General features: G+C 46.0%; 9 protein-coding genes. 8 read left to right on the top strand and 1 reads right to left on the bottom strand.

The features are described 5' to 3' along the window. Nucleotides 1-159 precede the first annotated feature (159 nt). Both LBQ60_12135 and LBQ60_12130 read left to right on the top strand, forming a co-directional pair. A complete protein-coding gene (locus LBQ60_12135) occupies nt 160-2124 on the top strand; it encodes a discoidin domain-containing protein (GenBank protein MDR2038663.1) in 1965 nt (654 codons plus the stop codon). 402 nt (nt 2125-2526) lie between these two features. Continuing rightward, the gene (locus LBQ60_12130; protein MDR2038662.1) at nt 2527-4110 is read left to right on the top strand and encodes a hypothetical protein; all 1584 of its coding nucleotides are present in this window, start codon (nt 2527-2529) and stop codon (nt 4108-4110) included. A gap of 228 nt (nt 4111-4338) precedes the next feature. Here the strand turns inward: LBQ60_12130 and LBQ60_12125 are convergent, their stop codons facing one another. After that, entirely contained in the window at nt 4339-4527 is a 189-nt protein-coding gene (locus LBQ60_12125) for a hypothetical protein (GenBank protein MDR2038661.1), read from the bottom strand. Between the two features lie 49 nt (nt 4528-4576). On the opposite strand from LBQ60_12125, the gene LBQ60_12120 reads away from it, so the two are divergent. From LBQ60_12120 to LBQ60_12095, 6 genes are all read left to right on the top strand, one after another. Beyond that, on the top strand, nt 4577-6388 hold the full coding sequence (locus LBQ60_12120) for a hypothetical protein (protein MDR2038660.1): 1812 nt from the start codon (nt 4577-4579) through the stop codon (nt 6386-6388). Between the two features lie 59 nt (nt 6389-6447). After that, entirely contained in the window at nt 6448-6939 is a 492-nt protein-coding gene (locus LBQ60_12115) for an energy transducer TonB (GenBank protein ID MDR2038659.1), read from the top strand. Between the two features lie 336 nt (nt 6940-7275). Then, on the top strand, nt 7276-7959 hold the full coding sequence (locus LBQ60_12110) for a hypothetical protein (GenBank protein MDR2038658.1): 684 nt from the start codon (nt 7276-7278) through the stop codon (nt 7957-7959). Nucleotides 7960-8294: 335 nt separating this feature from the next. After that, entirely contained in the window at nt 8295-8747 is a 453-nt protein-coding gene (locus LBQ60_12105) for an energy transducer TonB (GenBank protein ID MDR2038657.1), read from the top strand. 241 nt (nt 8748-8988) lie between these two features. Further along, entirely contained in the window at nt 8989-11013 is a 2025-nt protein-coding gene (locus LBQ60_12100; GenBank protein MDR2038656.1) for a hypothetical protein, read from the top strand. Between the two features lie 395 nt (nt 11014-11408). After that, nucleotides 11409-12825 (top strand): O-antigen ligase family protein (locus tag LBQ60_12095; protein ID MDR2038655.1); only part of this gene is annotated, 1417 nt, incomplete at its 3' end.

Below are 12825 nucleotides of genomic sequence, written 5' to 3'. Positions count from 1 at the left end.
TATGGATTATGAAATACAATTACACAAATCGTTATTTTAGTTTGTTAATATTCACAATATTGCGAATATTGAACCCCGCAGGGCTCAACAAAGTTAATGTGGAATTTTAAATTTTAAATTCGAAATTATAGTAGGTATCATCAATAAAAATCAATAATTATGAACAGGATTTTTTTAATTTTTAGCGTACTCTTTTCCTTGACATTCATCAACGGATGTAAAGATAAAGACGATAAAGGTCCCGAATCGCTGGATCTGAAAACGACAAGCCTGGTATTCAATGAACAGGCAGGTGAAGGTTATGTCAATCTTTATTCCAATACCACATGGAGAACGAGCTGGAACGAAACGTGGCTGAGTTGTACTCCTGCCTCGGGCGAAGGAAACTTCATCGTGACAGTTTCGACTACTCCCAACTCAAATCCGGATGTGCGCACAGGCACCATTACCCTGACTACCGATGGAGGTATCACAAAAACAATTGAGGTGACGCAGGGCGGACTTGAAGCGTTTGTTATCATTACCCCCGGGACGGCAGACGTAGATCCGTTGGGCAAAGATATCACCGTAGAGGTAGCTGCATCCTATCCGTGGTCGGTACAGGTACCCGACGAAGTAAAAGACTGGATACAGGTGAAAGAGAAAACGGAATCGCAGGCGGTATTTACCGTCGATCCTAACAGGACAGGCGAAGACCGCTCGGCAGGCATCATATTCCAATTGAACGAATATAACGAAAAGCAGGCAATACTCTCCCTGTCGCAGTTACTTCTTCCGGAACCGGAAGATGTTGTATTTCCTGCCGCAGGCACCATGGGGGACGATATTACCCTTACCGGTACCAACCTCAACCTGATCGACGAAGTATGGTTCGGCGACTCGAAAGCTACGATCGCCGACGGAAGAACAAGTGAATCAATGACTGTTACAATTCCTATAAAAGACGAAGAAGGACCGGTCGATCTGAGAATTGTTTTCCACGGCATTTATGATTCAGTACTGGGATCGTGCACTTTGAGCTTCCCGATCGCGCCGGAAGTAGAGGCATTCCCCGGTAATGGTATTATAGGATTAAGCATCACCCTTACCGGCCAGAATTTCGACCTGGTCGATGAGATATTGTTCGGCAGTGAGAAAGGGACCATTGCGGCAGGAAGAACAAATGAGTCGATGGATGTGATCATTCCGGCTACAGCTGCAGAAGGCGATGTTGAAATAAAGATCATTTACCTCAGCAGTAAGGAAGTGAACGTGGGTACGATCAACCTGTCGATCGTTGCACCGGAGGTCACAATCCCCGCTAAAGGATTTATCGGGGATAATACCACCCTTACCGGGAACTATTTCGAACTGATAGATAAGGTATATTTCGGAGACGTTCAGGGAACGATTGCCAGTGGAAGGACAGGCACATCGATGACTGTAACCATACCCGGCACGGCTGTAGCAGGTGAAGCTGACCTGAAAGTTACTTACCTCGGAGACAAGGAAAAGAACGTGGGGAAAATTAATCTCAAACAAAGTCTGGCACTCTATGCTGGATCAAAAATTGCCGGCACTCCCGCACTCACATGGGGTGCGCAAAATACTAATCGTATGGCATTTTGTGCATTTGACGGAATTTATACTGAAGATGATTACAAAGCGTTCGAGGGTAAGTATGCCGACACATACGGTCGTGAGCTGGATGGTACCCCTCCCAACTGGGCAAATTCATTCTGGCAGACAAGCTCAGGATCGAAGGTCGGAGAAGTTGCCCCTGTCGGTGTCGGTCAGGTATGGGTCAAACTGAACTACAGTGCGACCACCGGCTACGGCAATGCCGATGGTTATGTGACTTTCGACAGAATGACGATCATGAATCGCCAGACCAATCCTAACCCTCAAACCTACACTATTGAGGTGAGCGACGATGATGCTACCTGGACAAAACTTGTAAGCGCCAATGACGCACAAAAAGGTACGCTTGCAAGTAACGCAAGGGTGACGCATGAATTTGCGACACCTGTTACAGCGAAATATGTACGGTTTGTAGTTATAACATCTACTACTAACGATGGATCTAACACCGGTAGTGGTGGTAATGTGGCTACGAGACAGATCATGATATACAGTACCCAATAAGCATCTGATATATCCGACCGATTTGATGTCAGGTTGCCCGTCCGAAAACGGGCAACCTTTTTCAATAATCTGAGGAAATGGCTCTTTACTTTTAAACTTTGATAATAGGGGTTATATAAAAAATGAAACCATTGCATCTATTGGCAATTATCCGGATCACATATTTTTTATGCTGATACCGGTATATGATCTTTTACACTCCGTCTCCGGAATTTATCTTACATGAAATTTAAAATCCGGAAAACATGACAATTAAAAGTAAATTTCATCCCAGCTCCTGATAGTGGATACTTTTTCAAAACGTTACCAAAAACATGAACATGATTTTCTTTACTTATGGTAAACTTAAATTCGATGATCTTACCAAATATTATAGAGCTGATCTAAATAAATAATTAAGTGATGAACAGAAGAATATTGTTTTTTTTATGGTTGGTTTTTGCCTTTTTTTCTAATTGCGATGATTCCAAAAAAAGCGCCGATGAGGAAGAAATGTTGGAGCTCAATGCCGGGACGCTCGATTTCAATGCAAAGGAAAGTTACGGTTTTATCGGCATTACCTCCAATACCCAATGGACCGCTACCTGCGATGCTGCGTGGTTAACACCCGTACCCGCTTCAGGCGAGAACCACGCAAGCCTTCGTGTGTCTGCTGAAGCCAACACAATGAGCAGCATACGCACCGGCTCCGTAACCGTGACCTCTACGGGAGGGATCACCCGGACAGTGGAAGTGACACAAACCGGGACCGATCCGTACATCATGGTCGATCCGGTATCGGCGATAGCATCTCCGGCAGGTGATGAGATAAGCATACGGGTAATTGCATCCGCCCAATGGACTGCCCGGGTTCCCGATGATGCAAAGGAGTGGCTTTCCGTAGATCCACAGACAACCGGAACGCTGTTGCTCAGCATTACAGCTAATGAATCGGAACAGGGACGCTCTGCTGTTGTTACCCTCACCTTAAACGATGCGCCATCGGTCAGCGCCAGTGTAAACTTATCCCAGAAAAGCATCAGTGAAGGCAATATCGATGTTGACGCCGGCAAAATAACATTTGATGCCGTTGCAGGCGATAGAACCATATCCGTTTCAGCTACCGGCGAATATGATGTTGTGATACCGGCAGAGGCAAACTGGCTGAAGGTAAAAGACAAAAACATTTCATCACTCACCCTCACGGCGGAAAAGTTGCATCCCAATACAACAGAACGTTCCGTTGACATTACGCTTCAACTGGTTTCGGATGTTACAAAAAGAATTTCCGTTACCGTTGAACAAAAACAGCAAATTCCCATTACCAACGGGTTAGGTACCGGTTGGGTGCTGTACTCGCCGACAAAGAAGATCCATCTTTCGCAAAGCCTCGAAAATCCGGAAACCAAATTGTATACTTACGCCTGGGTCCCGTATCTGGAACAGATAGACAGGATACCGACCCCGGTTGCGCACTATAAATTTACGGCGGCAACCAACGAGGAAGAATTCTACTTCTACAGGACCGGAACAAACCGTTCGGAGATCCGCCTGGAAAATAATTATACCTCCGGTACCCGACAGTTTGAAGGATACGTAACATTCGACCTGAACACCAATGACGAAAGCATCATGCAGGTATTCGGTTCCAACGAAGCAGGAAATGCCACATTACTGATGTTACGGGCTTTCAGTGCGAATGGGGGCGAAATACGGGTCGGATCGTCACAGGTGATTGCTACGCAAGCGCGTTCCCGCTGGTACAGGGTCAATGTGATCCACCTCCAGCCGGTATCGTCAGGAAACGTAGTAACGACACCGGGACGTGTGATAGTCTATATCGACGGGGAAAAGAAATTTGAAAAAGCCGACAACGCCATTCCTACCAGTTCTGATCCGAATTATTTCAAATACGGGTGTTATGGAACCGTAAATGTACAAACGGTTCCTGCTAAAGTGCTTTGGCGCAATGTAAAAGTATTTCAGAACGGACAGCCTCCACAATAGGTTTTCTGGTGATGACCTGTCTGATAAACCGGTGATGCCGGTCATGAGTGATAAAATCAATTTAGTATGCATATAAGTAGATGTTCATAATTAGTTCACATTATCATATTTTCTGTTCCCCTGCTCATACAGAGGTAATACACTTGAGAGGCCTGACTTTCCGGAAGCGGGTACCAGTCCTGCAAAGTGAAGGGGCAAGCCGGAAGCTGTCTGAGCCGTCAGGCGAACTTAGCGAGCCCTTACCGGAGGTAGTTCTTCCGGCGTCCCGTAGCGTGCAGTGACTGGTCGCTGAGGAAGCAAGCCTTGATTTTTACTCACCATAGATAATTTATATGGTGTTCGTGAGACCGCTTCGCTCAGTTGCTTCTTTTTATCAAGAAAAAGAAGAGTAAAAATGATTCCATATATGTATGACATAATTTTAAACAATTACTTATATTTTTTTAAAAATTCTAAATAAAAAGTGATGAACAGGAGAGTATTGGTATTTTTATGGTTGGTTTCCGCCTTTTTTTCCAGTTGCAGTGATTCCAAAAAAAGTTCCATTGAGGAAGACCTGTTGGAGCTCAATACCCAAACGCTTGATTTCAACGCAAAGGAAAATTACGCTTTTATCGGCATTACCTCCAATACCCAATGGGCCGCTACCTGCGATGCTGCGTGGTTAACACCCGTACCCGCTTCGGGAGAGAACCACGCAAGCCTTCGTGTGACCGCTGAAGCCAATACTTTGAGCAGCGTGCGTACCTGTACTGTAACCGTGGCGACTAAAGGAGGTATCGCCAAAACAGTGAAGGTGACGCAAACCGGTACCGACCCGTACATTTTGATCGATCCGGTATCGGCGGAAGCGCTGCCTGCAGGAGAAGAGATAACAGTAAACGTGACGGCTTCCGCCCAATGGACCGTGCAGGTACCCGACGAGGCAATGGAATGGATCTCAGTAAAAGCACAGACCGGAACGCAGGTTGTTGTTTCCGTAACATCCAATCAATCCGGAGCAGTCCGCACGGCCTGTATTTCATTCGGGTTGGAAGGGACGGACAGTCAGGCTTCATTCAGCCTGTCGCAACAACACATACTCCCCGACCTGACGATCGACCCCGCACAAATGAGTGTAGCCGATGAAGCCTCCGATATCACCGTGAACGTTACGTGCGACGTCGCATGGGATGTCCGTATCCCCGCTGCAGACACATGGGTAACGGTGAAACAGAAAACGGATAACCAGGTCGTATTCAGCGTTGAGATAAATTCCGGCAGCGCCATGCGTACCGCGGAAATAGATTTCCTGATAGAAGGGTTTGTCGCGAACACATTCACATTGAACCAATCCACAGCTACGGTAGGAGGCGGTTACGAATTGATGGGCAAGCTCGGGGATATACCGAACAGTATAATCGGCCAGACCAACAGCTGGTTACACACCAACCTGTTCAGGGACATCGGGTTCGACTATTCCGAATATCCGAACTGTACCGGTAACGGAGGCTATCCCAACGGCAAACACCTCGAAATTTTAATGGATGCCACATTGAATAAACCGGTCATGCGGTTCTATATCCATATCAATACGGCTCCCAACACCCCATACCCGATCAATGGCGGATACCTGGCAACCACAGACCGTTGCGGCACCAGCGACCGCCAGCGTAATGAGTTCAAATCGGCGACCAACAATACTACCTGGTCAAAGATGCAGGGGCATTATAATGAATGGCAGATATTAAGATGGAAAATGAGAATACCCAAAGGCTACCAGCCAACCAATAACTTCTGCCATATCCACCAGATAAAGGCCCAGGATGGTTCGAACAACGGCAGCCCCATGATCACCATTACCCTGCGCGCCAATTCCAACAGCGGTACAAACAGGAGGGTCTGCATTGAACACACTGCCTCGGGATCAGGCACCAGCCGGGGTAATATGAAAGAGGCGCCTATCGATGACTTCGAAAACGAATGGGTACAGATAGAAGAGGAAATGCACTTCATGCCCCAGGGTGGAAACACGGACCAGCATGGATTCTACCGCATTAAAATAACCCGCATAAGAGACAATAAAGTACTCATAGAGCATCAGAGAGGAGATATCGAAATGATCCGGAAAACAGCGACATTCCTGCGTGGTAAGTGGGGGATATACCGCAGCCTTGGCGGGGATATTGCAACCAACCAGAACAATAAGAACAGTTTGCTCAAAGACGAATATATAGACATGTGCGATTTCGAGGTCTGGCGTAAGAACCATAACCCTAACCCGGCACAGCCGATGTGATTGATAATTGATGATTGATAATTGATAATTGATAATTGATAATTGATGATTTTTAATTTATGAAGAACAAGTATCTATTCTTTTTTACAACATGTTTGTTGCTGCTTTTATTTACCTCTGGTATCTATGCTGTTGAAAATGCCGGTGATACCTGTAACTTGTACGATCAGGTGGAAGTGAAACCGGTATTCGAAACGAAGAATTATAAAGAATTTCGTGAATACATCGCGAAAAATACGCTCTATCCGCCGATAGCAATCGAAAAAAAAGTGCAGGGAACCGTGTATGTTTCATTTGTGATCAACGAAAAAGGGAAACCGGTAAATGTAAAGGTGCTGAGACCGGTCGACAAGCATCTCGATGCCGAAGCCATCCGGGTGGTATCATCGTCGCCCCGTTGGACGCCCGGCCGGCATAAAGGTGTTCCCGTCAAGGTACTGATGAATACAAGGATCACCTTTCAAAGCTTTGAAACGGTTCAGAATCTCGTAAAGGAGCGCCAAAAGAAGCATCACGCCGGCGATAGTTCGTCGACACAAGGGAAGCAATGATACGGAACCGGGCGGTTTTACCTGATGTTGAGTCGAATTTCAGATTGGCTGCGCCGTACCGAAGGTTAAGCCGTGATTTATAATTTTTTATACAGTCATGAACACGGGAAAATATAGATTTGGACGGTTGAAAGAACATAGGATTCCGTTTTTATGAAGGTCTTGATGTCGAACATATTTATAATACTAAAACGAAACATTGTAAGTAATATAAAACAATTAATGATATGCTTTATGAATGTAATCCATTCGATCAATGCGACTTAAGAAAAAATAAATAGCACTGGGTGCTTAATTACCAAAAGATAAACATATATGAAAAAAATTACATTTGTTATGGCTGCAATATGGACGGGTATGAAACATTATCTTTTCATCAGTTCCCGGTTTTCCATTGTTGTACTTACATGTTTCTTGCTGTTTTCGTGCAGGAGCGAATATGATTTAGTTTACGAGAAACGACTTGATAAGGAAGTTGAAGATGCCCGTCAATGGATCATGGAGCGTTATCCCGAACAGTTTTCGATCAGGTCTGCGACAAGTCCCAATACCATGTTTGTAAAACCAGATTGGAACAGGGCTTTCACCAGGTCGAACAGCAAAATAAAAACCGTTGAAACTCCCGTTTTTCCAATGTCGGGCTGGGTTTATTGTATTGTGGATGAGGAAAACAAGAAAAAATATGAAGAAACGGGAGATAACCGCTACATAGCAAACTTTTCACGGTTGGTGGTGATCACCAACCTCGGTTCGGGCGAAATAATAAGCTGCATCATGACCATCATGCCTTCGGCGAAATATCTGGAGCAAACGGATTTTTCACCCTATAAGGAGGTTGTCTATATTGATAAAAAAGACTTCGACGGCCGGATTGTATTTTACCATATGAATGGCGAGTTTTCCAATGGTTATGTTTACGAAAACGGCAAAATTATCCGGAAGATCAGAAAAAAGCAGCCCGAAACAAATGATCCGGAACAAAGCATAATAGAACACTCCCCCAAAGAGCAAAGTCTGTAATCATAAGTAAACGACATTACATGATTTCGAATTTAAAATTTCACATTCAAAATTAATAATTACGCATGTCCCGATATTTATCCAATGTCCCGAATGGGCTGAATGTAAATAGCCGTGAGTGCAACTCACTGTCGAATTCATTCGGCGAACTTGAACTTATCAGGGTGTTTGCCTGCTTTCTTCGTGGACCTATAGGTATAATCGGGATATACACTTCAATAATACATTTAAAATAAACAAGTTAAACAAATATTTATGTAATTATATGTTATAAAATAACCCTTTAATATTAATTTATGAAGAACAAGTATCTATTCTTTTTTACAACATGTTTGATGCTGCTTTTATTTACCTCTGGTATCTATGCTGTTGAAAATGCCGGCGACACTTGTATCGTATACGACCTGGTGGAAGTAAAGCCGGTATTCGTAGTGGAGAATTATAAAGAATTCCGTGAATACGTCGCGAGAAACACGGTCTATCCGGTGGAAGCAGACGAAAAAAAAGCGCAGGGAACAGTGTATGTTTCATTTGTGATCAACGAAAAGGGGAAACCGGAAAATGTAAAGGTGTTGAGACCGGTCGACAAGTATCTCGATGCCGAAGCCATCCGGGTGGTATCATCGTCGCCCCGTTGGACGCCCGGCCGGCATAAGGGCGTTCCCGTCAAGGTACTGATGAATACGAGGGTCACTTTTCAAAGGTTTGAAACACTTCAGGATCTCGTAAAAGACCGCCAAAAGAAGTATCACGCCAGCGATAGTTCGTCGACACGCAGGAAGAAATGATTCGGAACCGGTCAGAAATAACATAAATACAACCATAATGAAATAGCCATGAACATTATTGTTCACCCACCATAATGATTATCTATGGCGTATTATATCTAACCTTTAAAAATCAACTTAGCGCAAGCGTAATAATTTTAAACAGATGAAATATCCCAGTGTTAAGCGGGATTTGTAATTCCGCTTAAAAAAACTTTTTAGACAAACCCTTTTACCCATTGAAATAACATAAAATACAACAATGATAAAATATCTTACTTATTTGAACTTACTCCTGTTTTGTTGCTTCATCACATCGTGCACACACTATCCGCCGGAACTGGAAGAGGCTCTGCGACTGGCCGGCAGCAATCGCCACGAAGTGGAAAAAGTATTGAAACATTACGCGAAAAACCCGCAGGATAGTTCAAAATACCGTGCAGCCCGGTTTCTGATCGCCAACATGCCAGGACATTACGCTTTCGATACAACGGAGTTGCATTTGTACGATCCCGTTTTATACAAAATGGATTCCATCAGATATTATTCAGTCGAAGAAAGGATCGCCCTGGACCGGGAATGGGATTCGCTGAAACGGAAATTCCCTCTGAAGAAACATGTGTACAGGCAACAACCCGATATCGAACATATTACAGGCGATTATCTGATCAGGCATATCGACGCTGCTATGGCTGCGTGGCAGCATCATCCTTACCGCGACAGTATCGCTTTCGACGATTTCTTCGAATACATGCTTCCATACCGGAAAAAGCAGGGTGCATCGCTGGAAGACTGGCAAAGCTTTTTCATGAGCCGCCACGGAAGTTTTTTATCGGAGCATTATCCTCTTCCCGTCTGGGTCAACGTGGATTCATTGTTTTACCGGTACCGTTATTTTCAGAATACGAATTATGTGACCGATTTTCCGTTCCTGAGAGTGAGGGACCTGCTTACATCATGGCATAGTGTGTGTTACGAACGGTGCTGGTTCAACACCATGTTACTTTCGACGGTGGGCATCCCCTCTTCCATCGATTATATTCCCGCATGGGGCAACCGGAACGACAACCATTTCTGGAATACCATATTGCTGAAAAATAAATTCTATGCCATAGGTACTTCGTGGAACGACGATCTGTGGAAGTACAATAAGCTGTACGACAATATAGCCACCGATCCTCTCTGGGGCAGTTTCAGGATACCGAAGGTATACCGCCAGACATACCGGCGGCAAAACGATCCTGGCCCTTTATCCGATGCGGGAGTGGAAGAAGAGGATATTCCGGAATTTTTCAGGAACCCTTATCAACTGGATGTTTCGAAAGATTATTTTACCGTGCATGATGTTGAAGTGAACGTTAACCGGATTTTTGATGCGGCATATTGTTATCTGTGCGTGTTCAATGACAATGAATGGAAACCGGTGCAATGGGGCAGGTACGACGGCGACAAAGCCGTATTCAGGGACATGGGATGCGGTATGGTTTATCTTCCGGCTTTTTACAGGGGAAAAAAAATATATCCGGCAGGCGATCCTTTCATCCTGAATGTCGACGGAAGCATGACATCACTGGCACGCCGATCCGGAACGCAGACAATACGCGTTAACCGTATCCGCGGATACTGGGGAAGGGACAGCGCATGGGGAAAACATCTGACAGGCGCCATATTGGAAGGTGCCAACCATGCCGATTTTTCGGATGCCGAAATATTGGCAAGGATAACAGAGCCGATCGATATTTCCGTAAAATTCTATATCAACTCTTTGAAAAAATACAGGTATGTCCGGTTCGTTTTTCGCAGGAATGTCCTGCCGGATGCCGATCCCCAGGTTCCCCGGCGGATGTACGGGCGGTTGACGGAAGTGGAGATCGGAAACGACCACGGACTACTGACCGGCAATGTGCTCTGCTCTCCCGACCTGTCACTCGATAATGCGGGTAAAGCCTTCGACGGCGACTGGTATACCAGCTTGTTGTCCATTACGGTGAAAGGTAATCCCACCACGGACACATGGTTAGGATTGGACCTGGGAAAACAGGAACAGATCTCGCACATCGAAGTGGCCATGTTCAATGAAGATGCCTTTGTTTACAGGGGATACGAACACCGGCTGTTTTACTGGGACAACGGCTCGTGGCGCCTGCACGACAGCCGGAAAGCCGACGGGAGATACCTGGAATTTACCGGTGTGCCTGTAGGAACGCTGTTTTGCCTGAAATGCGCCGACCTGGAATTGAAAGAACGCATTTTTACTTACGAAGACGGAGAACAGGTGTGGTGGTAGAAAGAAAAAATGGAAAATGAACAATGAATGATGAATGATGAATGATGAACATAGCGTAAGCGGTATCATGAGCGTCAGCGAGTAATGATGAACAAAATAATTAAAAATTAAAAACTTAGGCGATAGCCGATCTCATGAGCATTAACGAGTAATGGAGAATTTACTTGATCTCATCTTCTGATTTTATGAACATTCCAACATTATGAAGTATGCGATCAATCATCAATAAAAAATATCCGAACCCCACTTTTTAACTTTATAAACATTCTGACTTTATGAACTTTTCAACATTCAGACTTTATAAACTTTATAAACTTTCAGACCTTATGAACTTTCCCACTTTCCGACTTCTCCATAAAAATTCTTAATTCTTAATTCTTAATTCTTAATTATACATGATGACCCGGATAACTCAGTTTCTTTTTGGAGCAGCGCTCGTTGCGCTCTTTTCAACCGTATGTATTGTCGATGCTTCGTTGTGGCGCGGCGCTGTTACCGGCAAGTATTTCTGGTTCGCATCGGCCATGTGTCTTGCCGTTCCGTTGTGGTGCATCCGTATGTACAGAAACCCGCAGGGTGATCCGGTGATACGTAGCGCCGATATCGCCTTTGCAGCCTTTGCTGTATATGCCGTTCTCAGGCATGTGCTTACGGAAGGCATCGGCGGAGGTATGCACTGGTACCTTTTCCTGTTGATGATACCCCTGTATGCGATGATCCGCAGTTTATCGGGAAGCCGCAACATGACGGCCTTGCTGACGGGGATCATAGTCGTTTTTGCTTTCGTCGAAGCCGTATGGGGCATTTTACAGCTTTGCGGATGGCTGCCTTCATACCACAGGGGATTCCGCATCACAGGGTCGCTGTTCAACCCCGGACCGTATGCGGGGTTTATTGCTGTCTGTGTGCCGCTGGCCTTATCGCTTGCGCTGGACCGGACGGTAATTTCCGGAAAACGCTGGCCGGGCATAGTTGCTTTGGTGGTGATGTCTGGCGTATTGCCGTTCACCGGAAGCCGGGCGGCATGGCTGGCAGCATTGGCCGGAAGCGCGGTGGTGCTCTGGACGGTTTTCGGTGAACGGGTGATGACCCGTATCCCGCGTAACAGACGTGTTGCCGGGATGATAGTAGGAACAGCCGTTGTGCTGGCGCTCCTTTATGGCGCATACCACCTGAAAAAAGACTCGGCCAACGGGCGTTGGCTGATCTGGAAAGTCACCGCTTCGATGATCGGGGAGCATCCGTTGTTCGGGACGGGACAAGGCCGTTTTGCCGCCGTTTACCCCGATGCACAGGCCGATTGGTTTGCTGCAGGAAAAGGCAGCGAAGCCGAAATAGCAGTAGCGGGCAATCCTGCATACGCATTCAACGAATGGCTACATATAGCCGTGGAACTGGGTATTACCGGGTTGTTTGTGTTCGGGTTGGCAGTGCTGTTGTGCCTCGGCGTCCGGTGGTCGGGAGCAACAGCCACCGGCGGATACGGCAACAACAGGTACACGGCTTACCGGGCAAGCCTGTTGTCGTTCTGTGTATTCGCCTCGTTCTCCTATCCTTTCGATGTATTGCCGCTGTCCATGCTTTTTACCGTACTGGCGGCAGCCACAGCATCAGATACACGGGCTCTGCGCCGCCAACCCGGGTTCCGGAATATCTGGCCCGGTATGGCGCTCTGCGTGGTAATGACCGGTATCGTTTCCTCCGGCATACTGCGCAACAGGCCATACTATGCCGACTGGCGCGAGGCACACAACCTGCTGCTCGGAGGGTCATACCACGATGCCCTGGAAGAATACGGATACCTGCATGACA

The sequence above is a fragment of the Bacteroidales bacterium genome, assembly GCA_031275285.1.
In the GTDB taxonomy this organism is placed as follows: domain Bacteria; phylum Bacteroidota; class Bacteroidia; order Bacteroidales; family UBA4181; genus JAIRLS01.
This window is presented reverse-complemented; position numbering and strand designations above follow the sequence as displayed.

Coding starts and splice junctions, on each gene's coding strand:
- LBQ60_12130 (MDR2038662.1), top strand. CDS start 2,527: ATGAACAGAAGAATATTGTTTTTTTTATGGTTGGTTTTTGCCTTTTTT.
- LBQ60_12115 (MDR2038659.1), top strand. CDS start 6,448: ATGAAGAACAAGTATCTATTCTTTTTTACAACATGTTTGTTGCTGCTT.
- LBQ60_12100 (MDR2038656.1), top strand. CDS start 8,989: ATGATAAAATATCTTACTTATTTGAACTTACTCCTGTTTTGTTGCTTC.
- LBQ60_12105 (MDR2038657.1), top strand. CDS start 8,295: ATGCTGCTTTTATTTACCTCTGGTATCTATGCTGTTGAAAATGCCGGC.
- LBQ60_12135 (MDR2038663.1), top strand. CDS start 160: ATGAACAGGATTTTTTTAATTTTTAGCGTACTCTTTTCCTTGACATTC.
- LBQ60_12125 (MDR2038661.1), bottom strand. CDS start 4,527: ATGTCATACATATATGGAATCATTTTTACTCTTCTTTTTCTTGATAAA.
- LBQ60_12120 (MDR2038660.1), top strand. CDS start 4,577: ATGAACAGGAGAGTATTGGTATTTTTATGGTTGGTTTCCGCCTTTTTT.
- LBQ60_12110 (MDR2038658.1), top strand. CDS start 7,276: ATGGCTGCAATATGGACGGGTATGAAACATTATCTTTTCATCAGTTCC.